General features: G+C 69.2%; 25 protein-coding genes and 2 pseudogenes. 10 read left to right on the top strand and 17 right to left on the bottom strand.

Annotated elements, in window-relative coordinates:
- Positions 1–22: 22 nt before the first annotated feature.
- The 4 genes from ACFVGY_RS18580 to ACFVGY_RS18565 all read left to right on the top strand — a co-directional run bounded on the left by ACFVGY_RS18580 (position 23) and on the right by ACFVGY_RS18565 (position 3,302).
- Entirely contained in the window at positions 23–484 is a 462-nt protein-coding gene (locus ACFVGY_RS18580) for a hypothetical protein (RefSeq protein ID WP_385678252.1), read from the top strand.
- Positions 485–1,224: 740 nt separating this feature from the next.
- Positions 1,225–1,683 carry a hypothetical protein gene (locus tag ACFVGY_RS18575; RefSeq protein WP_385678250.1) on the top strand — a complete coding sequence of 153 codons (459 nt, stop codon included), beginning with the start codon at positions 1,225–1,227 and terminating at the stop codon, positions 1,681–1,683.
- 151 nt (positions 1,684–1,834) lie between these two features.
- Positions 1,835–2,521 carry a GAF and ANTAR domain-containing protein gene (locus tag ACFVGY_RS18570; protein WP_385678247.1) on the top strand — a complete coding sequence of 229 codons (687 nt, stop codon included), beginning with the start codon at positions 1,835–1,837 and terminating at the stop codon, positions 2,519–2,521.
- The gene (locus ACFVGY_RS18565; RefSeq protein WP_385678244.1) at positions 2,514–3,302 is read left to right on the top strand and encodes a GAF and ANTAR domain-containing protein; all 789 of its coding nucleotides are present in this window, start codon (positions 2,514–2,516) and stop codon (positions 3,300–3,302) included. The genes ACFVGY_RS18570 and ACFVGY_RS18565 overlap by 8 nt, the downstream gene beginning before the upstream one ends.
- A 306-nt stretch (positions 3,303–3,608) precedes the next feature.
- Here ACFVGY_RS18565 and ACFVGY_RS18560 read toward each other — a convergent pair whose 3' ends face one another.
- Positions 3,609–4,403 carry an STAS domain-containing protein gene (locus ACFVGY_RS18560; RefSeq protein ID WP_385678241.1) on the bottom strand — a complete coding sequence of 265 codons (795 nt, stop codon included), beginning with the start codon at positions 4,401–4,403 and terminating at the stop codon, positions 3,609–3,611.
- A 116-nt stretch (positions 4,404–4,519) separates the two neighbouring features.
- Complete coding sequence (locus tag ACFVGY_RS18555; protein ID WP_385678238.1) at positions 4,520–4,855, bottom strand: AsnC family transcriptional regulator; 336 nt, start codon at positions 4,853–4,855, stop codon at positions 4,520–4,522.
- A 307-nt stretch (positions 4,856–5,162) separates the two neighbouring features.
- Here ACFVGY_RS18555 and ACFVGY_RS18550 point away from each other — a divergent pair, with 307 nt between their 5' ends.
- Positions 5,163–5,366 (top strand): cold-shock protein, encoded by a 204-nt coding sequence (locus ACFVGY_RS18550; RefSeq protein ID WP_385678235.1) that lies wholly within the window; start codon positions 5,163–5,165, stop codon positions 5,364–5,366.
- A gap of 146 nt (positions 5,367–5,512) precedes the next feature.
- Here the strand turns inward: ACFVGY_RS18550 and ACFVGY_RS18545 are convergent, their stop codons facing one another.
- The 6 genes from ACFVGY_RS18545 to ACFVGY_RS18520 form a co-directional block, all read right to left on the bottom strand.
- Complete coding sequence (locus tag ACFVGY_RS18545; RefSeq protein ID WP_385678232.1) at positions 5,513–6,316, bottom strand: tetratricopeptide repeat protein; 804 nt, start codon at positions 6,314–6,316, stop codon at positions 5,513–5,515.
- Between the two features lie 155 nt (positions 6,317–6,471).
- A complete protein-coding gene (locus tag ACFVGY_RS18540; RefSeq protein WP_385678229.1) occupies positions 6,472–7,020 on the bottom strand; it encodes a hypothetical protein in 549 nt (182 codons plus the stop codon).
- A gap of 258 nt (positions 7,021–7,278) precedes the next feature.
- Positions 7,279–7,644 carry a hypothetical protein gene (locus ACFVGY_RS18535; RefSeq protein WP_385678227.1) on the bottom strand — a complete coding sequence of 122 codons (366 nt, stop codon included), beginning with the start codon at positions 7,642–7,644 and terminating at the stop codon, positions 7,279–7,281.
- A complete protein-coding gene (locus ACFVGY_RS18530) occupies positions 7,641–7,904 on the bottom strand; it encodes a hypothetical protein (protein WP_385678225.1) in 264 nt (87 codons plus the stop codon). The genes ACFVGY_RS18535 and ACFVGY_RS18530 overlap by 4 nt, the downstream gene beginning before the upstream one ends.
- Before the next feature lie 553 nt (positions 7,905–8,457).
- Positions 8,458–9,225: an alpha/beta hydrolase family esterase gene (locus tag ACFVGY_RS18525; protein ID WP_385678222.1), complete on the bottom strand. Its 768-nt coding sequence runs from the start codon at positions 9,223–9,225 to the stop codon at positions 8,458–8,460.
- Positions 9,226–9,288: 63 nt separating this feature from the next.
- On the bottom strand, positions 9,289–9,591 hold the full coding sequence (locus ACFVGY_RS18520; protein WP_385678220.1) for a hypothetical protein: 303 nt from the start codon (positions 9,589–9,591) through the stop codon (positions 9,289–9,291).
- 521 nt (positions 9,592–10,112) lie between these two features.
- Here ACFVGY_RS18520 and ACFVGY_RS18515 point away from each other — a divergent pair.
- Positions 10,113–10,493, top strand: a complete 381-nt coding sequence (locus ACFVGY_RS18515) for a hypothetical protein (RefSeq protein WP_385678218.1) — start codon at positions 10,113–10,115, stop codon at positions 10,491–10,493.
- Here ACFVGY_RS18515 and ACFVGY_RS18510 read toward each other — a convergent pair.
- The 6 genes and pseudogenes from ACFVGY_RS18510 to ACFVGY_RS18485 all read right to left on the bottom strand — a co-directional run.
- Entirely contained in the window at positions 10,435–11,082 is a 648-nt protein-coding gene (locus ACFVGY_RS18510) for a transposase (protein ID WP_385678215.1), read from the bottom strand. The genes ACFVGY_RS18515 and ACFVGY_RS18510 overlap by 59 nt on opposite strands.
- A 179-nt stretch (positions 11,083–11,261) precedes the next feature.
- The gene (locus ACFVGY_RS18505; RefSeq protein WP_385678212.1) at positions 11,262–12,419 is read right to left on the bottom strand and encodes a serine hydrolase domain-containing protein; all 1,158 of its coding nucleotides are present in this window, start codon (positions 12,417–12,419) and stop codon (positions 11,262–11,264) included.
- A 1,128-nt stretch (positions 12,420–13,547) separates the two neighbouring features.
- On the bottom strand, positions 13,548–13,826 hold the full coding sequence (locus ACFVGY_RS18500) for a hypothetical protein (protein ID WP_385678209.1): 279 nt from the start codon (positions 13,824–13,826) through the stop codon (positions 13,548–13,550).
- 560 nt (positions 13,827–14,386) lie between these two features.
- Entirely contained in the window at positions 14,387–15,124 is a 738-nt protein-coding gene (locus ACFVGY_RS18495) for a VOC family protein (RefSeq protein WP_385678207.1), read from the bottom strand.
- Between the two features lie 423 nt (positions 15,125–15,547).
- Positions 15,548–15,745, bottom strand: coding sequence for a hypothetical protein (locus ACFVGY_RS18490; protein WP_385678204.1), 198 nt, complete (start codon positions 15,743–15,745; stop codon positions 15,548–15,550).
- Between the two features lie 355 nt (positions 15,746–16,100).
- Positions 16,101–16,303 (bottom strand): annotated as a pseudogene (locus ACFVGY_RS18485) (IS982 family transposase); the annotation flags it as partial.
- Between the two features lie 323 nt (positions 16,304–16,626).
- Between ACFVGY_RS18485 and ACFVGY_RS18480 the strand changes: the two are divergent.
- On the top strand, positions 16,627–17,502 hold the full coding sequence (locus ACFVGY_RS18480; protein ID WP_385678202.1) for a MerR family transcriptional regulator: 876 nt from the start codon (positions 16,627–16,629) through the stop codon (positions 17,500–17,502).
- Positions 17,503–18,547: 1,045 nt separating this feature from the next.
- Here ACFVGY_RS18480 and ACFVGY_RS18475 read toward each other — a convergent pair.
- Positions 18,548–19,165 carry a VOC family protein gene (locus ACFVGY_RS18475; protein WP_385678199.1) on the bottom strand — a complete coding sequence of 206 codons (618 nt, stop codon included), beginning with the start codon at positions 19,163–19,165 and terminating at the stop codon, positions 18,548–18,550.
- A gap of 322 nt (positions 19,166–19,487) precedes the next feature.
- Entirely contained in the window at positions 19,488–20,036 is a 549-nt protein-coding gene (locus ACFVGY_RS18470) for a hypothetical protein (RefSeq protein WP_385678196.1), read from the bottom strand.
- 875 nt (positions 20,037–20,911) lie between these two features.
- On the opposite strand from ACFVGY_RS18470, the pseudogene ACFVGY_RS18465 reads away from it, so the two are divergent.
- A pseudogene (locus ACFVGY_RS18465) lies at positions 20,912–21,121 on the top strand (transposase); the annotation flags it as partial.
- A 102-nt stretch (positions 21,122–21,223) separates the two neighbouring features.
- Here the strand turns inward: ACFVGY_RS18465 and ACFVGY_RS18460 are convergent.
- On the bottom strand, positions 21,224–21,457 hold the full coding sequence (locus ACFVGY_RS18460; RefSeq protein ID WP_385678193.1) for a hypothetical protein: 234 nt from the start codon (positions 21,455–21,457) through the stop codon (positions 21,224–21,226).
- A 267-nt stretch (positions 21,458–21,724) separates the two neighbouring features.
- On the opposite strand from ACFVGY_RS18460, the gene ACFVGY_RS18455 reads away from it, so the two are divergent.
- The gene (locus ACFVGY_RS18455; protein ID WP_385678190.1) at positions 21,725–22,165 is read left to right on the top strand and encodes a hypothetical protein; all 441 of its coding nucleotides are present in this window, start codon (positions 21,725–21,727) and stop codon (positions 22,163–22,165) included.
- A 318-nt stretch (positions 22,166–22,483) separates the two neighbouring features.
- On the top strand, positions 22,484–23,176 hold the full coding sequence (locus ACFVGY_RS18450; protein ID WP_385678187.1) for a VOC family protein: 693 nt from the start codon (positions 22,484–22,486) through the stop codon (positions 23,174–23,176).
- Positions 23,177–23,206: the final 30 nt, after the last annotated feature.

Genomic DNA, 23,206 nt, shown 5'->3' with positions numbered 1-23,206 from the left:
CTCAGTCCCGGAGGTGAGATCCGTGGGTTCGCCCCATGACCGGGCCGGCACCGAGCCTGCCCATGCCAAGCACGACGGCGGCCAGCACACCTTCAGCGTGACCGTCCCGTCGTTCGACCGGGTCGCGGATGGCGCGGCCAACGCTGCGATGCTGCCCGTGGCCTTCGCCCGCCAAGTGTTGCCCGCCAAGAAGGGCCTGCCCCTCTACCTCGGCCTCGGCGTACTCGCCGCCGTCGACGTCCTCGAGTGGCCGGTAGCCATCGGCATCGGCATCGGATACGCCGTCCTGCGCCGCGACGGAGGCGTGATCGGCGCCCCACCGACACCTCCAGCCCACAAGGCCCGCGAAACCGAAGCATCCCCGAGCCGCTACGAGGCGACCGAAGGCAATGAGCCGCGGCCGACCACGCCCGCAGAACCGACCTCCACAACTCCCTTCGAGAACCCGGAGACCCCCGACCCACCGCATGGCTCCATGACGTGAGGGCTCGTGGCGTGACCCAAGCGGAGCGCACGGGCAGCTGCCGGAGGCCTGCCTCGAGCAACGAGCCGAAACAAGCACGAGGGTCCGAAGAGCCCGAACGCACCCCCCAGGGCCTGCGCCTGGCCATCCAGGAACAGGCCCCGCATCTGCTTCCGGACTTCGAGGCCCACTGGCGCCGTACGATCGGTGACACGACCCCGAAGCCCGCGCCGCGAAGTCCGAGGATCCCCACGAGTCCGCTGCCCTCGTGGCTGAGTACAGCCGGCTGCGCCGGCAGGCGGCAGCCGTGGAGCCCGGCCGGCGACCGGTGAGCTTCCCCACCCCCGCCCTGGCAGACGGACCGAACGGCGGAGGAGCTCCAGCAATTCGAGAGCTCGAGGGCATGCCCGAGGTCGGCAAGCAACTGGTCCTATCAGCCCGCGCCGAGCTGATCACCCGCGGATCCCTATTGCCGGGGCGACCAGCCCTGGGGCCCCGCGCATCGTTGACCTCACTCAGCTGACCTCGTCGGGGTCCGCCTGGGGGAGGGTGTGGGATGGTGGAGGGGAGGGACCGTTGTGGTTCCGTCGTTCGAGGCTCCGCCGTCGTTGCCGGACGGAAAGCCGCATGTGTGCAACGCCCTGGTGGCTTTGATCGCCGGACATGAACACGAGCCGCCCGGCGGGCCGTGTTCCGCGCAGCCGCCGCAGCTGCCTCTTTCTGCTTCTAGGGCTGGTACCCCGCGCGAGGGGGAGCCCGCTGTGAAGTCCTACGCAGTACAGGTGCACCGCTACGGATCCGTGGCGGTGGTGACGCTGTGCGCCAGGACAGACCGCGCCGACACCGCGGCATGTCTGGAGCGCCTCGCCCACGTTCTGACGGGGATCGGCGCCGAGGTCGGCTCTGTGGTCCTGGACCTCGACTGCGCCCCGTACCCGGCTCCTGTGGATGCCCTGGACGCGGTGGACGCATGGGCGGCTGGACGGGAGATCACCGTGGTGGCTCTCACCCCCAGCTACCGCCGCACGGGAACGCGCCGGCCCAGCGCCCCGTCACTGCGCGCGGTGCCGGCCGGCCTTGCCGAGGGGGCGGCCCTCGGCCCACCGGGCGGGGAAGCAGCGCCGGCGCGGCAGCTTCGCCGGGTCCTCGGGGTCCGGGCGCTGGTGCATCAGGCGGCGGGAATCCGGCAGGGCCGTCACCGGTCACATCCATGCTCCTGAGCCCCCGAGCCTGCGTCGCGGCGCGTTCGGCGGGTAACGGCTGGGTGAGAATGGAAGGCGGCGGCCACGCAGGAGGTGAGGTGCCGTGGGGGATTTTTCGGCCTTCCCGGAGGATGCGAGTCCGCCGTTCGGCGCGGAGGACCTCAAGCGTTTGTCGCAGGTACTTGCGGACTCCATGGCGGGCACCTCCGGCATCGACATGCCAGCCGCGTTGTGCCGGGCGTGCGTGGACCTGCTGGACGTCACCAGCGCCTCGGTGTCACTGGCCGGGGACAACGATGCCCAGGCGTTGTGGTGGTCCAGTGATCCGGTTGCGGGGCGGCTCGCCGAAGCCCAGTACACGCTCGGGGACGGGCCGTGTCAGAGTGCTCTGGCAATGGCGGCGCCGGTACTGGCCGCAGATCTGACGGGCGGTACGGACGCACGCCGCTGGCCGGTCTTCGCTCAGCAGGCCGTCGAGCTCGGGGTACGGGCGGTGTTCTCCATCCCCCTCGGTTCCGCCGGCCTGGCGGTGGGAACGCTCGATCTCTACCGTGACCGCCCCGGACCGCTCTCCGAGCGGGACCGGTCCTTCGCCTTCCCGGCAGCCGACGCGATCACCACCGCGCTGCTCGCCCTTGAGGCCCAGGAACCCCCGGGGGAGGGGGCGGCGTGGCTCGATGCGGCCGAGAGCGACCACGAGGAGGTCCATCAGGCCACCGGCATGATCATGGTGTTCCTCGACCTGGACCCGCCCCAGGCCCTGGCCCGCTTGCGGGCTCACGCCTTCGCCAGGGGACAGAGCGTCACCGAAGCGGCGCGTGACGTCCTCGCCGGAAGGGTCAGATTCGATGACTAGGTTCAACCCGCACGGCTGGACCGGAGCAGAGAAGACGGTGACGACGGACATGAACCGCGAGCAGGCGATCACCGAGGCGTTCGTCAGCCTCACCGATACCCTCGCCGACGACGTGGACCCTTTGACGCTCCTGCGTCGCCTGGTCGAACACTGCGTACGCCTCACCGGCATGGACGCGGCCGGCGTCATGCTCGTCAACGCGCGCGGCCGTCTGCAGTCGGTGGTCGTCACCGAGGAGCGGGTCGAGATCACCGAGATCTTTCAGACCCAGGTCTCCGAAGGACCGTGTATCGACGCGTACACCACCGGCCGTCCGGTCCACGCCGACGACCTCGCGGCGGACGCGGACCGCTGGCCCGTCTTCACCCCCCTCGCCCGGGCCGCCGGCTTCTCGGCCGCGCACAGCTTCCCCCTGCAGTTGCGCAGCCAGACCATTGGCGCCCTCAACCTCCTCGCCCGGAACCCCGCCCCGGTCCCGCCGGAAGACGCCCGACTCCTCCAGGCACTGGCCGGCACGGCCACCACATCCGTGCTGACCTGGAGCCGCGAACCCCTGCGGCCGTACGACATCGTCACCCGCACACAGGCGGCTCTCTCCGCGAAAGCCGTCCTGGACACCGCTGCCGGCATGCTCGCCGCCAGCGCCCACATCACCCCCGCCGAAGGGGCACAGCGGTTGCGCACCTACGCGATCATCCACCACCAGCGGCCCGCCGATGTCGCCGAAGACCTGGTGCGACGGCACCTGACCCCGCAGGCCGTCCTCGCCCCAACGCCCTGACGTTCGCTGTCAGTCGGCTCCGCCGATCTCGGGGGGCACAACCCGCTGCCGTAAGGAGTGAGGATCCAGGTGCCCGCTGCGTTCGCGCAGATCGCCGTTCGAGCTTGAACCCGGCGGCCTTCAACGGCCCGCGTCGGCGAGGGCCAGGCTCCGCCCTCCAGGCAGCCCACCTTGCAACTGCGACGATCCCAAGGCGCTCCGCCTCTGGGGGTGGGGAGCGCCGCGGGGTGGGCGTCCGGCCCTGCGCGGCTCGTTCCGAAGGGCGGCGGCCGGTCGTGGCGTATTCGGTGGCCGCAGCGCGTGGGTCTAGCGTGGCGGGAACGCGGCTCGCCCGAGGGTGTCCTTTCTGGCTCTTGCTGCTCCGGCCGTCCGGGCGGCAGCGGCAAAGTCCTGCAGACGGCGCAGCAGCCGGGTGGGCCTGCCGTGGATGTCGGCGGGCGGGTCCAGGTCGTCGACGAGGTCCAGGAGCCGGCGCGGCTGGCGCTGCCAGTTGTAGGCGAAGAACGCGATGCCCCGTGCGTCCAGGCGGCGGACGAAGTCGAGCAGGCCGTGCAGGCCCACCACATCGAGGAAGGTCAAGTCCCGCATGTCGCAGGCCACCACGTCGACATCGTCGAGAGCGGCCTGCACCTCGTCAAGAGCGGATCGGGTGGCCATGTCGAGCTCACCGGCGGGGGTGAGGTGCACGGTCGGCCCGTAGCGCCTCACCTTCACCTGAAAGTCCTGAGCGTGCGGCGCGAGCCAGCCGTGGACGGTGAGCACACGCTGGGCCCCGGCGAGGCGCAGCAGGCGGGCGACCGGGCGGCTGAGTGCGGTGAGGACGAGGGTCTTCCCGGTCTGTAGGGCGAGCCGGTCCAGGTCCAGCAGGACGTGCAGGCCTGAGCTGTCACAGAAGGTGACGGCGGCCAGGTCGATGTCGAGTCCGCTGTGGCTGGCAGCCAGGGCCACGGTGAGGTCCCGGCGCAGGTCGGCTGCGTCGTCCATGTCGATCTCGCCGCTCACGCGGGCCAGCACCCGCAGGGGTCCCGGTTCGAAGACCACGGCGACGCCGCCGCTGGCGTGGTCCGCCGAGGCGGGCAGGCGTTCGGGATGCGAGGTCATGGCCTTGCTCCCTTCACCACCCGAATACGTGGGCAAAGCCTGGCAGGGCAGTGGCACGGTGAGCCCGGGCCCGACCGCGGTTCGCGGATCAGCCGCGCGGGACGCGCTTACTCTTGTCACCGACCGTGCGAGGGTGTCCGGCCGCCTCGGCCCCGTGGAGCCACGTCGACCAGCAGTCGCAGGAGATCCGCGATCCTGTGATGCCCCTCAGCCGGATGACGGAAAAGGGTCCCAGGCGTGACCTCGTAATGATTACGGCGGCCGTTGCGTACGCGGGTGAGGTACCCGGCACTTTCCAGGTCCGCGACGATGGCCTGAGCCGCGCGTTCGGTGATCCGGCAAGTCCCGGCCATGTCCCGCAGCCGCGTCTCCGGATCCTTGAGGATCATGGCGAGGATCCGGGCGTGGTTCGTGACGAACGTCCAGCTGGTCCGAGGCTCCACCGGCTCCATGCCCGAAATTATACGATTTGCGATTCCGGTTTCGCCAGACCGGAATCCCGACTCCACCTGAACGAACTGCTTACGTCCGTCCAGTGCGATCAGCCACCGGCACGCTGAATCCATCCTCGTTGGGCTTGTCCAGCCGAGCGACGAACTGTTTGGCTTGGACGGCTACCAGGGGGAGATCGTGGTGTTGCCGCCTTGGGCAGGTGTAGATGCTGCCGCGTGTGGGGAGGACAGGGGCCAGGTCCTGAACGCGGGGCCCGGTGGTGGTCTGGCTGCAGGCCGCCGGCTGGTTGGACAAAGGGATTTCATTATGGCTCGTGGCACGGTGAAGTGGTTCAACTCCGAGAAGGGCTTCGGTTTCATCGCCCAGGACGGCGGAGGGCCGGATGTCTTCGCGCACTACTCGAACATTGCTGGGCACGGTTACCGGGAGCTGCGCGAGGGCGAGACGGTCACGTTCGACGTGACCCAGGGGCAGAAGGGCCCGCAGGCGGAGAACATCGTCCGCTCCTGACCCGCAGACCACCACTTCCTTGCCTCCCGGCGCCTGCATGAGCAGGCGCCGTCGGCGTTTCGGGCAACCCCTCCGCCCTCACGGCTCGAGTGGTGCGGCGACTGGAGGAGCGTGGTCGTGCGCGCCGTGTCCCGCACGCGGTGGCGTCAGGTGCGTCCCCCACGCAGAGCCGTGTCGATCAGGGCCTCGGCGGCCCCGGGGTCACCGGCGAGTCGGCCCGCCTCACGGATCTGGTCTTCGTCCAAGACCCCGGTCTTCGCCCATTGGATCGCCTCGTGGACGCCGTCCGCGTTGCCGTGCGCGAGCATGACGAAGAACCAGCGCACGGCCTGCACCGGGTCCGGTGCGGTGCCGAAGCCGTCGCGGTACCAGCAGGCCGCGGCGTTCATCGCCCCGACGTGCCCCCGCTCGGCCGCCCAGAGGTACCAGACCAGCGCCTCCTCGTCCCGGTCCAGCCCCGACAGCCGGTCGGCGAGCACGGCACCGGCATCCACCAGCCCGTCCCCCGCGGCGTCCGCGAGAAGCCTCAGTGACTCGTCGGGGTCGTCGACCAGCTGCGCGAGGTTGAAGCGCGCATAGGCGTCCCCGCCCTCGGCCGCCGCGCGGAACAGTGCGACGGCCCGCTCGTGCCCCGCGGCCACCCCGTGACCCGTCGCCAGCATGTGCCCGTACGTGCGCTGCCCTGCCGGCGACCCGGCCTCGGCGGCGATGCGGGCGTACCGCACGGCCAGGGGCAGGGCGGACTCGTCGAAGTACTCCAGGTAGATCCCGGCGAGCAGCGCCGCGGCCTCCGCTGACCCGCCGTCGGCCAGGGGCACGAGCTCGACGGTCACACGGGCCGCCAGCTCGGCACCCTCCTCGCTGCCCTCCATGGCGGCGCGGACGAAGGCGTGCCCCGCGGCCACCCAATCCCCTGCCTCGGCGGCGCACCGCCCCTCGTCCAGATGCATCCGGGCACTCTAGTCGAAGGACCGTCGGACGGTACCGGCAGCTGTGGCACAGCCCGCAAATGATCAGGCATGCGCGCTGACCTGCTTGTTTCTTGGAGGGCGCCGTTGCCCTTCAGTAACTCCCCTTGACCTGGCCCGAGACCTCGAAAGCTCCCTCACAGGCCGGGCAGGTCGCCCGGCCGAAGAGATACGTCAGCCCGCGCGACCTGCTCGTGCCCCGCCTCCGTCGCCATGTGGTACAGGCGGGCCGGCAGCGGGGCGAGGGTGGCCGGATCGGCGGGTAGCAGCGCTGCCTTGACCGGGTCGGCCGTCACGTAGTCACCGGCCGATGAGAAGGTGCCGTAGTCCCCGAAGGCGATGAAGAGGGACGACGCGCACACCGGACACTCGATTTCGTACTCCTGCTCGAACAGGCCCTCCAGTCGCCCCGCGCTCCAGACCCGCTCTCCCCCGAAGGCCAGGACGCACTGGAGGAGGTGGACGAAGGCCACGGCGTTGTTCACCTCCGAGCTGAGGAGGCGGCGGGCCGTCGGGAGGAGGACGGCGATCTCTTCTGCGTACCGCGCACGCCGCTCGTCGTCTGCCGCCGAGACGATGAGGCCTGCCATCCGGACGGCCTCAGCCGACGCCCCGGGCGCGCGGCCGATCGAGATGGCTGCCAGGTACGGGAGGGCGAGGAAGCTGTCGTCGTAGACGGAATTCATCCCGAGGAACCTGGGAGTGACCGCAGCGGGATTTTCGCCTGGATCGAGAGCTGGTACGACTCGCAGCAGCTGCACAGCAGCCTCGGCTACCGCACAACCGCTAGCTACGAGGCCCTCGAGGCCCGACCACCGCACCGATGGTGTCCGTCAAACCGGAACAGGCTCCCCCTGGGTCTGCACGGGCCGCGCGACCGACGGCCGTTCTCGACGGGGAGGCCTACGCAGCGCTGAGGCTGGTGGGTGATTGCGGCGGGTGGATCAGCTCGTCCACGTTTTGAGCTGAGCGGCTACGTCCCGCACCGGCAGTCCGTCCCTCGCCGCGCGGGCCAAGGGGAGAACGGTGTCCAGGCCGGGGCTCACCGGGAGGCCGCAGGCCGACAGGTAGGCCGCGGTCACCGTAGCCGCGAACAGCAGGTTCCGAACCTCCAGGCTCGGGTTCCTGGCCAGCTCGCACAGGAGCGCCGCGGCCTTGTGATGAGCCTCGGGGTAGACCTCGTGGTCCAAGATCTCCGCCCGGTGCCGTGCTTCCGCTGCCACCGGCACCCCGTAGTCGACGATCTGGGGGTCTCCCGGGATCTGCTGGGCCACCGCCAAGATCCATGCGAGGTCGATCCGGAGGATCACGCGGCGTCCCTCGGCGCAGTCTCCGCCGACCCCGCCGGGAGACCGGGGTACCGGTCCTCACCGAACTCTTCCTCGAACTGGTCGGCGTATGAGGCCAGGAACGCGGTGGCGCCGGCCATGAAGGCGGCGCGCGACTCGTTCACGTCCTGCTCGATCAGATCGGCCACATAGCCCTGCAGGCTCAAGCCGCGGCGCTTGGCCCGGTCCTCTGCGGCCGCCTTGACGGCCTCGTCCAGCCGGATATTCATCTGCTTTCCCATACCCGCCAGTTTAGCTAGCCACTGATACCAGCTGCTAGCAAACTGGACTACTCGTCTCACCACTCCGCCGGCCGGACTCCTGCCTCCGCCACTCTGGAGTGTTGTCCGCACCCGGGCGGAGGGCAGCAGCGCGCCGACAGCCAGGCTGCTCGCGCCCCAGCTGCCGCGTCCGGCCGCGATGATCCATACGTCCGAGCCCCCGGATCCGGCCCCGGCGAGCGCGCGGCCCAGGCCCCGCTGAGCCCCCGGCGCGAGGTATGCCCACGAGGACAGCCGCCCCGGCACCGAGCTCCGGCCCAGCAGCACGACCATCGCCACCGAGGCGATCATCAGCACTGCGAACACCCCGACGACGCTCCACCTGTTTCAGCGCCATGGGCGTCTCGTGCCGCGCACGGGGCGCCGGCCCGCCAGGCCGCAGGCCGCGACGACCGGCCGGTCCGGAGCCGACAGCGGCCGATCCGACGGCCGGTGCCGGAGCGAGAGCCGTCCTGATCTGTGCGACGGACCCAGCCGCGGCAGCGATGACCGACTCAGCCGCCGACAGCGCCCTTCAGGGCGACAGCTTTGGGTGGAATGTGAAGAACTCCCAGATGAGATCGGTCGCGTTGACGCCCGTCACTTCATCGCCCATCGTCTGGTCCTTGCTGCCCGGCCAGTTGTGGCCCATGTCCGGGAGGCGGTAGGTCGTGAACTCCGACGTGTCTCGGCACTTCGCCGACGTGCGTGTGTTGCTGCCGTTGACCTTTTCGGGCTGCCCCGCCTTGCAATCCAGACGTTCCGACCAGAACTTGATGCCCTGCTCGAACTCGGCGTAGTACTTGTCGAGACCGCCGACGAAGGTGGCGACGGACACCGGGGTCTGCGGCATGTACGAGGGATTCTGCGCGGCAGGGCCGATGTAGCCACCGCTGACCGGGGCGATCGCGGCCAGCGTGCCCGGGAGCTCGACGGCGAGTTTGTAGGACATGTCCGCGCCGTTGGAGATACCGGTGGCGTAGATGCGCTGAGGGTCGGCGTTCCATGTGTCGACGAGGCGCTTCGTCATCGTGCCGATGAAGCCGACGTCGTCCTCGGCGCCGCAGCAGACGAGTGCGTTGTACGCCTGATCCATTCCGTTCGGATACGCGACGAGGAATTTTTCCTTGTCGGCCTTGGCGTTGAAGTCGGTCAGTTTGGCCGCGTACGTGCCGTCGGCCGGGTAGGGGTGCATGACGATGACCAGAGGAAGTCGCTCGGTCGGCGTGTAGCCGGGCGGCGCATGGACCGTGAATTCCCGCTGCTTGCCCGTCCAGAGGAGCGGGTGGCCCTGAGCCCACATCAGCTCGGCGTATGTAAACAGCCCCTACTGCCCAGTCGGCAAGACAGTCGTGACGGAGAGAAGTCAACAGTTCGATTCCGTTTTCGCTGGCACGGCCAGGAACGACATGATCGACGGGATCTCGGCGAACCGTTCGTCGGGGAGGCGTACCCAGCCCCGGCGGACGTCGCGGGGTTGTGGCGGATTCCCCCTTTCCGCCTGCAGTGCCGGGGGAAGACTGACCGAGGTGGGGGCAGGAGATCGTGGTCGTAGGTACGGGGCGTAGGCTGCGAACGCGATCGCCTCCGCGTCCGTGTCGAAGACGATGGTGTTCTGGCCACCGGAGGCCGTCTCGGATGTGTAGAGCTCGCGGCTCCAGACGTTCACCTCCGGCACTGGCCATGAGCGGCCACAGGCCGGGGGAGCGCCAACCGCGCGAGGCCGGCGCCCCGTGCCAGGTGGTGCCGCCAGCTTGCCACCCGCTCTGGCACCCAAGGACCGGCCCTGACCAAGGACCCGCGGGACACCTCCGGGATCCTGTGATTGCGGGGCCGGCAGTTCGACCGGTTCCAGGCCCAGGATCACGAGCCCGCTGGTGAGAGCGGCACGGATCCCGTCCTGCTGGTCACCACCCCCCAGCAGGCCAGTTGACAGGCACGGGGGGTGAAGTAGCCCAGGCTGGGGAGGTAGTCGTCGCAGTGATGGGCCGCGGCCTGGTCCGGGGCCGGACATCATGGATTGTGCCTCACTTATGAGAAGAAATAGGCGCATGGGGGACTGGGGTCGAAAATAGCGAGTCCCCTGAGACCGCGTTGGAGAGCTGCCGTGGAGCCATCGGCCTGACTGCGGTCGAGGGACCGGCAGGGCGATCCCGTGATCGGTAGGATCGGCAGACCGGAGGGGATGTGATGTTGCAGGTTCTGTATAGCGGGGAGTCCAAAGAGCTCGAGCTCTCCGGGACGCGTCGAGAGCTCCTGGCGCTCGGGCAGCTGCTGCGGGGGAAGGCCGGAAGCTGTGATCTCTCGGAGAACCGGCACCCCTTTCCCTACGAAAGGTCGCTGTCCGAGATCGCGTTCCAGGAGGACTCAGAGCACGACACCGCCTCGATCGTCACGGAGGACCAGGTTCTGAGGATCCAGGGAGGACGGGAAGCACTCGACCTCCTCGCCGGCAACATTGAGGGCTTCGCCTCCGAGGCGGATGCAAGCGATCACCGCCACGTCGACTCCCCTACATACGACTACATCGCGCCGGAGTCGGACCCACTCGTGATTGCGTTCGTGAGGTGAGCGGAGAGCCCTCGGCCGCGCGGCAGTTGAGCCCACAGGCCTCAGTGGGAGAGAGCGATCGTGGGCCTGGCCGGGTTGCCGGTCGGCCTCGGGTGAGGCGGCGGGCCATGATGCCGATCACGGCCCAGCGAATCAACGTTTTCGAATGTGCAGGGCTGGTCTCGTAGTCCCGGGCGAGGCGCCGATGGGCGGTGAGCCACGAGAAGGTGCGCTCCACCGCCCAACGCTTGGGCTGGACCTGGAAGCCGCGCTGGCCTGGGTCCTTGTGGACGATCTCCAGCGCACGGCCGAGGATCTGGGCGGTCCACGACCAATCGGCCGGCGAAGCCCAGGTCGGCCCAGATCTTCCGGACTCCGGGGTGGTCCAGGGGGGCCACGGCAACGGCTGATTCGCGCCGTCCCGGTCCTGGATGCTTGCCGCGCCGACGTGGACGGCCAGGAGCAGGCCCAGGGTGTCGGTGACGATGAACCTCTTGCCGCCCTTCACTTTCTTGCCCGCGCCGAAGCCCCTGGCGGCAGCGGGCACTGGGTCGGCACTGTAGAAGATCGCGTCCACGGTCCGCCGCCGGGTGCTTCTCCCGCCGACCATCCTTCGGACCTATGGGCGCTGGCGGCAGCATCGGCTGCACAGCGCCCATTGTTCGACCACCAGGTCCGACGGATACCCACCCGAACCACTCACCCACTGTTCTGTGCAGGGACGCTCGGTCGGAACAGCGGCGTTCCGTGTTCCGGAGGCGGGCGCCCGGTCGCCCCACGACGGAGGGATCAGCTGCAGAATTCCGCATCGATGATGTGCGACGGGTTGGTGTTCCAGTCCGAGTTGAAGTTGATAACCGTCGAGCGGCTGCCGTCCTCGGTGGCCCCGGCCACGGTGAACGAACCGGCGACGCGGCCGATGTGACCCCAGAGTGTCACCTTGCACGTGTCCAGGGTGAGGAAGGACAGCCCCAACCCGTAGCCGGTGCCGCCGCCGGAGTCCACGGTTGTCTTCATCTCCGCGAGCTGGGCCGGCTGCAGCAGGCGCCCGCCGAGCAGCGCGCGGTAGAAGCGGTTGAGGTCCTCCGCCGTGGAAATGAGGTCGCCGGCCGAGGTGAACAGCGACGGGTTGAACTCGGTGACATCGAAGGGCTCCGGGTTCGCCGGCGCCAGCACCTTGCGGTACGCGCGGCTGTGCGGCGCGGGCATGTGGGGGTCGGCCCCGGGCAGGCGCGTGGACCGCAGGTGCAGCGGACGGATGATACGCCGCTCGATCTCGGTGGCCCAGGATCGGCCGGTGACCTTCTCGATCACCATCCCGGCCAGGGTGTAGTTCGTGTTCGAGTAGTAGTGCTTCCCCTGCTCCGGGTTGCCGGCCGAGGTCTGCCGCAGGGCTCCCGCGATCAGCTGTTCCCGCGTCCAGGAATCGTAGCGGTGCTCCAGGAACCCCTGCCCGGTCGTCAGGCTCCGGACTTCCGGATCGTTCTGGGCGTCCCGGAGCCCGCTGGTGTGGTTGAGCAGCTGGCGGACCGTGATCCGGCTGCCGTCGAAGCCGTTCCCGTGGATCGTCCCCGGCAGCCACCGCTCGACCGGGTCGTCGAGGTTCAGCCGGCCTTCCGCCTCCAGCTGGAGCAGGACGGTGGCGACGAAGGTCTTGGTGATGCTGCCGGCGCGGAAGGTGTCGTCGGCGCCGCGCGGCGTCTGCGTGGTGAGGTCACTGACTCCTGCCGAGCTCTTCCAGGCGCGGTTCCGGTCCGTGCTCCGGATCAGTACGCCGGCCCCGCCTTTGACCGATTCCTCCAGTGCTGCCTGCGTCCTCCCGTGACCGGCGGGCTTGCCCGCGCGCACCTCGCTGGCCGCCACCGCGGGCGTGCCGAGCGCGGCGCCGCCCAACACCGCGGCGACCACTGCACCGATCAGACCGCTCCGTATCCTGCGTACCACCATGCGACGATTTCCCCTCGTTCGTGGTCGTGCCGATCAACAGACATGATCGAGAATGCGGTGCCGGGAGGGGCCAGCCGAGTAGGTACGCGGGCTTCCGGCCAAGATTGGCGGGTTCAGGCCGCCGGAGCAGTGGGGGCCGAGCCCAACGGCTGGCTCACGTAGAGCTGTGGACGATCGCGCAGTTCCCCGGGGTCACGATCGCGTAATTCCCTAGGAGGCGGCCTGGCGGGCCAGAGACCTCCTAGCCGATTACGAGGCATGCGATGATATGACCATGAGCATTTCTCGAAGGGGCCGTGCCTCGTAGGAATCCTGCGTCGCTCCGTGAGCACGCACGTCCGCGGAGCCCTTGGGTGCGTTTCCGGGATGTCCCGGGTCTGTCCGGGCCCGCCAACGCTGCCATCCGGCAGTTGGAGAGTCAGCGATGGCTGCCCGGACACGTCTCTGCTGCCGTCAGCGTGTGGACAGCCCACGTTCATGGCACTCGGCGTCGTTGGAAACCCTGGGAAGCCGAGTTCGCCTGCCCGTGTTGCGGCGAGGAGTGGGCCCGAGACTTCCTGGCGGAGGCCCTCTTGCTGTTGCCGCCCCGCACCGCACGTGAACTGCGCCGTATGGTGATTGCTCTGGACGAGATCCTGCTCCGACGAACCTGCCACGACCCGCAAACGCCGCCGGAATTGCCCTGGTGGCGACGTCGCTGCTGAACGCTTCCGACGCCAGCGCCGGCCGAGCCGCGGGCAGGGGGCCCATGGTCACCACTGGCTGTACAGACCCTCGGAGTGCGGGGCGGGGAGCTCCTGTCCGGGACGAGGCGGTGACCATTGCCTACGGCGCCTGCAACGACGCGTCGAAGGGCAGCTGGTGGCGTCTCGGCACCCGGTGCTCGGACGGGCGATTACCGCCGGTCGGACGAGAAGCGCACCACGCAGCGGACAAGTCTGCGCTGCCTCACAGTCGGCACTGCCATCACCCGCGACTGGACCCGGAAGCCTTGATCCCGTCGTGGGAGGCGAGCGGCAGCAGCGGGCCGGTCGGCCTCGCTCTTCGTGATCGGCCCCTCCGATCGCGTCGGAGCCGTAACGACGTTGATCACCCGTACTCACACGGCAGTTCCGTCCCGGTGGCGGTTCAGGGAGCGCTGCGTCTCCGGGCGGGGCTGGACTCCACGATCTTCCGTGCTGCGCGCAGCTTGTTCGGGTGGTCGTTGCCGAGCAGCCTGGTGGTGATGAACATGGCTTGGATCACGCTGATGCCCTGGTCCTTCAGGTGCTGCTGCACGGCGTCCATGCCGGCGCGCGTGCCCAGCAGCCGCCGGCACTGATCGATCTGACGGACGATCTGCCGGGCTTGCTCCGGGGGCAGCACGCTGACCCTGGCGAGGAGCTCTTCTACGGTGAGGCTGGGCATGTGCAGGATCTTCTCAGCCGTTTGCCGCCGTTCCCAGGTCGTTTCGGGGCCCCGTCGATGTGTCCGCCGCGGTTCCTGACCGACGGCGGTCACCAGCTCCTGTGCACCACCTGTCGCGCTACGGCGACCACGTCTCCGTAATCCGGGGTCGGGCGGCCGGTCAAGGACAAACGGACCGGCCGCACGACCCCGGAACACCGCATCGCGCGCACTGATGGCGTTCTCACCCCACACCTGCTCAATGGTCTCCCCAGTAAGGGGACACCTGGCCTGCCGCCGGGCGCCACAAGGGAGAGGCCCCCGATGGGCAGCCGGCTCCGGGGGCGGGCCGGACTGTCCAGGGTGGCCGAAGGCCAGCGCTTAGCGCCGCCGTAGGCGCCGGGCTGCACGGGCGCCTCCGACGGCTACGGCCAGCTGGTGGCCTTTCTTACGTCCAAGGACGTTACGCCCAAGGACGCGCGCCGGATCACCAAGGACGCCAGCCCCGTCTCTGGCGGCATGGGCTGACGTCACGCGGTCTACGCCGCTGCCCCGGAACCGGCCGGAACTGTTGCTCAAGGTCAGCGAGGGCTGAGGAGGCAGAACTCGTTGCCCTCCGGGTCGGCCAGAACCGTCCAGGAGATGGCGGACTGGTCGATACCCGGATCGGCGGCTCCCAGGGCGCGCAGTCGGGCTTCCTCTGCGGCCAGGTCGTCACCGGGGTAGGGGCAGACGTCGAGGTGGACACGGTTCCACACGCTCTTGGTGTCGGGGCTGCGGAGGAACTCCAGGTAGGGGCCGACGCCTTGGGCGGAGCGCATGGTCGCGTGGTCGTCGGTGACCTCGTGCAGCGTCCAGTCCATCGCCTCGCCCCAGAACCGGGCCATCTCTCGTGGGTCGGCGCAGTCGACCACCACCGCGGCGATCGGCCCGGTGTCCCGGTAGATCGGGCGGGGCTCCAGGACGCAGAACTCGTTGCCTTCCGGGTCGGCCATGACCGTCCAGGGGACGTTGCCCTGACCCACGTCGGCGAGCGTCGCGCCAAGATCCTTCAGGCGTGCGACCAACTCCGCCTGATGGGCGGTCGAGGTGGTGGCCAGATCAACGTGCACCCGGTTCTTGACCGTTTTGGGTTCCGGGCGGGCGATGATGTCGATGCAGACGGCCGCGGGGTCGGGGTAGGCGAACCCCACGGGTTCGAGGTTGGTCACACCGGGTCCCTCGCTGTCGACACCCCAGCCGAGTGCCTCCGCCCAGAACCGGCCGAGCACGGAGTCGTCATGGGCCTTCATATTGATCTGCACAAGTCGTGTTGCCATGGACCAGATCCTAGAAGCTGCCGCTGGCCTGCGGGCCTGCTGGCCGCCGGCATCGGACATGCACTCGACCAGGTGTGAATGAAGGCGAGACCCGACGCCGCCGTACGCATCCGACCGGCCAGCGGCACGGAGCCCAAGCGCCAACGGCTCGCCGACGCCAGTGACCGATCGACTGCTACTCAAGCCCGTGCCGGCCGACTCGGCCCGCACGCTCCACGAGCGGCGACCCAGCCGAGCACACGCGCGGCGCTCACTGAAGCTAGCCACTCCGTTGGACTCCGCACCAATTGGGGTGACAAGCAGCCTTGGCCGTTTCCCGGCTGTGGCGGATGTTTCGCGACGGTCACGGCGGTGTTGGTAAACGGTTGGCTGATCGACCTGACCCATCCAGTCGCGGGGGAGCTGTGAACAGGCGTTCGGGATTCAGTACCGAGCCTGGTAGGGCGGGAACGTCACCGAGTCGGTGAGGTCCTGGTCCGCATCCGGCCAGCGTCGGCGCAGCACGGCGGCAATGCGGCGGATCCAGGAGGCGAGGTGGGGCAGGCTTCTGTGGATCTCGGCGGCGTGGGCTGCGGCTTCCAGTGCTGCGATGAGCTGGAGTCGGCTGTGGTCGCCCGGCAAACGGGTGTCGAGCAGGGGGAAGCTGTCGAGGGGAAGCGTTGCAGTCGAACCAGTGCCCAGGGGATGCAGGCGGCGGCGAGGCCGTCTCCGTACCGTCGGTCGTCCTCGGCCTCCGGGATGCCGCGCGCCAGGGCGTGCCGATACTGGTCGGCGAGGCCCGTGGTGGTCGGGGCACCCACCGTGAGCCAGGCCGGGCCGGGCACATACAGGCCGACGGCATCGGTCAGCGCGTGGGTGTAGCCGGCGAATTCGAAGTCGATGAGGCGGGCATCCGCCGGCCCGGAGGCGTGCAGCAGGATGTTGTTGGCTTCTGCGTCCCCGTTGCTCAGGGCTAGGAAGGGACCGGAGCGTACAACTCATTGCTGAGCTGGCCTTTGAGGGTGTCGATGACGCCTCGATCCACTGGCGGACCCGGGCGATCTTCCCGTGCCGGACCGGTTCGTCCTTGCGGTCCGGCGGCACCAGGTGCACCCCCAGCCGCTCCGTGCAGAAGGCCTCGAACTCCTTCCCGGCGAAGCCCTTGTCGGCCAGGATCACCTGCCCGGCGCGGACGAGGTGGTGCCCGCGTATGCGAGCGCCAGGACGTCCCCGTCCTGGCCGATCTCGCCTATCAGGGCGGCAGCCCTGGGCGAGTACCGGCGTCAAAAGCAGGCTCACTGAAGGGACCCACTTTCACGAAGAGGACCGTCAACCGAGCCCTGGCCGCGGCACGGGCACCGGTCGAGCGCCGCGTCGCCCTGAAGTCCGGCGGGCGGAGAGGGGGCTTGGCTGGTGCTGCCCAGGACGGCTCGACGTGCAGGTGCAGGTGCAGGTTGCACCTGCCGTAACGTCATGTGGTCAGGTGGAGCTGTCCTCGTTCGTTTGTGAAAGGTCCTTCACCGATGCCCATGTCCTTCTTCGTGTCGCGTCAGGCCAAGATCGGTGACGTGGCGGCCCTCGTGGGCACGACACCTCGGGCGATCCGGCACTACCACGATCTGGGCTTGGTCCCCGAGCCCGGACGGGGCGGCGACGGCCGCCGCCGCTACGGCTTTCAGGACGTGGTCCGGCTGCTGTGGATCAGGAAGATGGCCGACGCGGGAATCGCCCTGGACGACATCCGTGACGCCTTCACCACCACCGTGGCCGTGGCCGTGGCCGTGGCCGGCATGGAGGCCACTTTGGCCCGGCTGGAGGAGGCCCTCGCCGCCCGGGAGGCGGAGCTCGCCCGCCAGCGGGCCCGCGTGCAGCGGATGCGTGCCGAGGGCAGCCGGATCGGCCTGCTCTCCGAGGCGGTCACCGGTCGTCTGAAGAATCTTCCCGAAGGCTCGCTGCGCCAGGCGGACCTGGACGCCCTGCTCGTCACCGAGCGGATCTTCGGCCCTCTTGGCGCGGCCGTGCAGGCATCCCGGTTCATCGCGCTGGCCACCCATCCCGAACTTCGGGCCGAGTCCGACCGCGTGGACTCCGCCGAGGAAGCACTCGACGACACCGTCGCCGTCGACGACCCGCGCGTCGCCGAGACGGCCGCCCAGCGCCACGCCTTCGAAAAGACCCTGATGACGGTGATCGAAGAGTCCGGGATCGCGGAGGAGGAAGCAGTCCTCCTCGACGCCCTGGACACCGCTCACCCCGAGGGCGCCGGCGATACACCTGAGCCGGAAGCCAAGGATGACGGCATGAGAGCCTTCGAGGCGCTCACCAAGCTGCCCCACGACTTCTCCCCGGCCCGAGTGCGCTGCGCGGAATTGGCCCAGGAACTCGCCACCCACGACTGAGTGACGCGAGAGGGATCTGGCCCGGCCGTCTCGCCGCTCGGCCCGTACTCCCAGGGTTGCGCGTCCTGCAGGCCGGAGCCAATGGACCAGGTGAGTTCGTAGATGCCGGATGCGCGCTGGACACGCTTGATGCGGAGGCCGGCGCGGAATCGGCTGGTGCGCAAGTCGTCGACGAAGGCCGCCACGGTCTGGCGGAAGCGGCGGCGCCGCTCTGGGGTGAGGCGGTCCAGGTGGGCGGGCGTTGCGGGGCAGAGCCTCGTACGGGGGCACGGTGAACTGGAGTAGCTGTTCGTGTTGAAGGGCGTCGGTGACGTGGTGTGCTCAGCGGTGGTGGGTGACTGGGGCAGTCATGCGCAGGTGCGCGCTCAAGGAGGATGGAGTGGTCCGCCCGTTCCTGGGCCGGGTCGTATCGCTGGCGCGGTCGTCGCAGTGGGGCACGGTTGCGATCCGTGTGGACCAGTCCGATTGGGCGGATCGGACTTCGGTGGTTGGCCGCGGCGTGAGAGGACGGCGGCACAGCGGGCAGAGGTCTCCGTGGAACAGTCGGTGTTCATGCCGCAGACCGTGCACACGTCGGCGGGGGCTCATCGAGGAGTGCACCAGTGGAAGTGTAGGGATGGCATGACCTGTTCCCTGGTTCGAGATCACCGTTGTCTGTCGGCGGCCTTCGGTGCCCATCTCTCGCGTGCCTGGCTCGCTTCGCCGAGGCTGGTTCGCGGTGAGCCAGTACCTCCAACTTCCAGAATGCACCTCTGCTCAGCACTGTGCAGCAGACAGGTTCCTGGCCCGCACCTGTGTGATCGTGTCGGGGGGCCGGAGATGCCGTCGCGGGGCGGGTGAAGAAAGGTGCGCATCGCCCAGGGGCACTGATTATCGAGCGGCCCTTGGGTGACAGTGGACGGCCGCGTCCACGTCGACTGCCGCCCCCTCTTCCGGCGCGTGGTTCGACCGCGAGTAGTCCGGGTATGCCGGAAAGCATTCGTTCGTAGGCCTTGACCTGTGGTACAGGAGCATTCAGTAATGCACCTGCCGAAGGGGGAAGCGGTCACGACGGCAGTTCGGTCCCGGCCTGCTCACGCACCATGTACTCGGCGTACCAGTCCGGCCAGTTCGGGTCCTCCGCACCGATGCGCTGCTCGTGCTCGCCGTGCGCGGCCGCGGCGCGGCGCAGCGCACTCGCCAAGTCCTCGGCCGAGGCGAACGTCGTGGTCGCGGGAGAGAGGCGTCCCGGGAGCCGGGTGGTGACCTCCTGGAGGAGCCAGCCGTTGCCGTCCGGGTCGCTGAAGGACAGGAACGAGCCGTAGCTCGTGCGCTGCGGATCCGGCCCTGGCAGCCGGGCCTCAGTCCCGGCGTGATGGAAGACGCCGCCGACGTCGTGGAACACCTCACTCGGCTCGGCGCCGAGCCGTTTCAGCTCATCGTATGCGGCGTTGATGTCGTCCACGATCAGGTGCAGGCCCTGCGCTGAGCCCGGCGTCTGGGACGTGACCGAGGTGCCGAAGATGACCGACGCCGGCGAGCCCGGCGGCGTCACCTGCACCACCCGGAAGTTCTCGTCCGGGGCGATGTCCGCGTCCTGCCTCCAGCCCAGTCGCGTGTAAAAGCCCTTGGCTCGGTCGACGTCGGAAACCGGCACCACCACGACTGCCAGCTTCATGTCCATGACTGACACTTCCTGTGCTCCTACAAGATGCCGACATGACGAGACTCGCACGGCCGGACGCGAGCCGCGCCCGGGAATCCGATAGACGGTGGCCCGGACCACGCCGGGGCCAGTTGTCGGAGGGGGGTGACGTCCAGGGTGGCTTGGGTGGGAATTCGGGCCACACCCTCGGCAGGCTGGCCTGACCCAACAGCTCCGGGCTCCGCGCCGACAGTCGTGATCGTGGGCTCACGATGCGCGGGCGGCGGTCCAGGAGCAACCCGCGCAGCCATCAGCAGGGAACCACGGCGCTCATGGGCATCGGCCGTGACTGGTAGCTGGCTTACGGTCTTTGGCCGACGGCGCCGATGCCGAGTCGGCTGAGCAGCCGGAAGGTGATTGCGGTCCCGGTGCCGTAGGCGACGTGCGCGGCGAAATCCCAGGCCACGATCTTGGCGTCGTACTGCCAGATCGGCTTGTAGAGCCCCGCGATCGGCAAGGTGACGTAGTCACCGGCGAACACCGCGGCACCGAAAGGCACGCCATACACGAAAGAGGGACTGGGCAGTGATCCGGCCACGATGCCGTAGGCCGCGCCTGCCGCTGATCCGTAGGCCCAGTGAGTGAGGGTGCTCGTGAGCCAGGCGGAACTGTCCGGAAGCCGACGCTGGGTGAAGCCCTCGATCACCCGCTTCGCCACCTGCCCCGGATCAGAAGCCTTCTCCCAGTTCTCGACCGGCGCGAATTCCCAGGCGAGCGGGCTGTCCGTCCCCCCTGCGCGACGGTACTTCAGGTAGTGGACGGCATCCAGGCAAACCGTTCCCACCGCCCCGGCCAGCACGCCGACCGTCACCGCCGCGAGGGGAGTCAGCGGATTCCTCCGGGAGCGCATGACGCAGTCTCCTCATCAGTCAGGGCCCGGGAAGCTCGACCCCCTCAGCACCCCGACTGCGGTTGAGAGGCATCGAGCCCGCATCGAGTATCCGGCGGCCAGGACATCCGCGCACGAGGAGAACGTCCGCTGACCTGCCGCCCTCAGGAGCGACGGTTCCCCTCCATCCCGGTCCGGGCTTCTACCGCTTCCGGGCGCTGTTCGAACCGGTGCGGCAACTGAGTACGGCGTGGGGGCCATCCCTCTGCTTCAATGCCCGGGCCGACGACGGCCTGACCCACGACTGCACCATGATCGCCATCGCCATCGGCCCAGCTGCCCGGGTTCGCCATGGCCCTCTACCACGATCGTAGGGGGCTGCACGCCTGACCGCGCGGCCTGCCACGACATCCGGCGAGGCACCGTGATCGGCAACAGGCCGCCCGAGAGTCCGCACACCGTACAGCCGGCGCAACCTGAAGGAGACCTGGCCTCGCATGGAAAGACGGTGAGGGACCAGGAGCCTGAGCTTCGCGGATGAGTCCGGCCAGGTGCTCCGGCCGCCGAAAGCACGGACCTGGTCCCCGCGTGGTCACACGCCCCGTGTCATCGTCCCAGCCGGAGGCTCGGGGGCACATCTCAGTTTGCCGGTCTGGTGTGCCGCAGGCCGGGCTGGCGCACCCGGCTCATCTTCCTCTTGCAGCAGCCGGGTGTTGCCGTCGTGGCCACGGATCGTGGCGCGGCGCGAGAACTCGCTGCGTCGCTCGGGGGCGAGGCCCTCGATCGGGCCGTCCGGTCCGGCACTCGACCGGCGGCCCGCACACTCGACGAGCGGGCGGTCCCGGCCGGAAACGCGGGGAACCGACGAAATGCGGTTGCCGAGGTGAACGGTACGCATGGACGGCCGCAGGGACGCTTCTGGGCCCGGCCTGTGGGTCGGAGCCGGGGGTGAAGGCGCCACCACCTGGATGGCCGTCCTGTCCGAGCTGCGGAATCGGGGCATCGAGGACGTCTGCATCGTCGTCTGCGACGGCTTGAAAGGCCTGCCAGACACGGTCACCGCGACTTCGCCCAAGGCCACCGTCCAGACCTGCGTGATCCACCGAAGCCGTCAAGAAGCAACCTGGTGGTTATCGGCGCTGACGAGGCGAGAGGGTCGGCTGCGGTGGGCCGGGCGTCACCCCTTCGGCCGCAGCGTGCCGTGGCTGTCAGTGCTGGGACGTGCTCTCGCCGGGGGCCGGCGTCTCCGTGGTTTGGGGCGCCGGATCGGCGGCGGCGGCGCGGCGGGCGCGCCACTTCTCGTAGGCCACGGTCCCGGCGACGCTGGCGCCGGTGAGGGCGGCGCCGATGATGACGCCCTGGCCGCGGTAGAAGTACCGCAGCGCGTCGGGGCCGCCCAGCTTGCCTGCTTCCTTGGTGAGTTCCGCGTAGATCCACGCCATGGTGCTGCCTCAGTTCGTGTCGCTTGGTCGGGACGTCTTGATGATTGCAGGACAGCGGCACGCGGGTGGAGCAGTTCACGACTTCCGTCCGTCACAGGGTTCCGGTGCCTCCCGGCTGAGGGTGCGCCCGTACCAGGACGCCGGGCGGACGCCCTCGTACTCCAACCGCACCTCGTGAGGGGGTGTTGAGGCGTCGCGGGTCGGGTGTGCGAGGGCTGGTTCGCATATCCGAGGGCTCCTATGGGGGCGGCTCGGTAGGGTCGGGTCGTGCACCCTGATGAGAGCAGCTCTGTCGAACCGGCGCCTGTCCTGAACTGGCAGGACGGCTCCACGCTGCGCTGGACCGATCGGCCCGACGAGGTCGATGCTGCCTTTGACCGGGGCGAGCCGCTGGTCGGGGTGGCCGTCATCGCTCTCGCCCTCAATCATGCGGACGCGGACGCGATTATGCCCCGAGTCGGCAGGGCGTTGGAGTCAGAGGACCCGGAGATCCGCCGACAAGGTGTCATCGCTCTGGCCCACGTCGCCCGTCTGCATCGGACCGTTGATCGACGATGTCTCGATCTCCTGCGTAGTTGCCCACGTGGCAACGAAGCCGACGACGACCTGTGGTCCTTCGTAGCCCATCGGCGGCTGCCGTGGTGGCTCTGGCGGTACCACTGCACCGAGCGGTTGACCTGGTTGTTCCGCGACAGATGGCGGTACTGACACTCCGGCGGCATGCGGCGGCAACCAGGAGGGCCACCGCGTGATCTCGGTGAGGCGTGTGGAGCGCGCGGACTGGGAGCCCGTGGCGCCGGCTACGTACTGGCGGTGTCGTACACGACTCGCGTACACATCAACGATGGACGCACCGGGCCCGCGCCGACACGGCGGCCGCGGTCCTGCTCGAGGACGCCTGGCAGGACCGCAGTGCCGGGGCCGGCGCCAAAGGCCCGCGCACCTACCGGTGGGCGTGGATCGCTGTGGAGGGCGACGGCGCCCGCCGCCAACTGCTGGTCCGCCGTGTGGGCCTACGGTTAGGTCATGCCTCACGACATCACGCGCTTACATCACGTCGGGCACGTCGTCAGCGACATGGCGCAGGCCATAGCGCTCTACCGGCGGCTCGGATTTCACCTTCCGCCGCCCAGCGTGCCGGCGCTGGCACCCCGTGAGGGTGCCGCGCCGGAGCCGTTCGGGGCAGCGAACACCCATGCCGACCTTTCCCGGAGCTTCGTCGAGTTGGTGACCCCGGTGAAGCCGGGGAGCATGGCGGGCCTGCCACCTGACGCGCGGATCGTTCCGCTCCAGGTGCCTCCGGAGAAGCTCCCCCTGGTCCTGTCGCGGATCGAGGCGACCAGCGCCCAGCTTGGCGGATGGCGTGACCGCTTCGAAGGACTTCACATCCTGATGTTCTCCTCGCCGGACGTCGACGGAGTTGCGGACCGGCTGACCTCTGTCGGCGTCGGCCATGGCGGGGTGAACACTGTCGGCCGACCGGTCGAGACACCCAACGGCGTGCGCACGGAGCCCGTCCGCTACCTGGAGATCGACGGTGTGCCGGAAGGCCGGGTCGGCGTCGTCGCCGACGTGGACCCGGAATACCAACACACCCGTCACCTCGACCACCCCAACGGCGCCCAGGAACTCGTCGAGGCGGTGCTGTGCGTACCTGAGAAGGCTTCCGCTTTCCGTTCAGTGGGCTTGGCCAGTCGAACAGGGTTCCTGTTCGGGTGATCGTCGCGGGGGTGGTGCATGAAGGAAGGG

The organism is Streptomyces sp. NPDC127106, assembly GCF_042677605.1.
Classification (GTDB): Bacteria; Actinomycetota; Actinomycetes; order Streptomycetales; family Streptomycetaceae; genus Streptomyces.
This window is presented reverse-complemented; position numbering and strand designations above follow the sequence as displayed.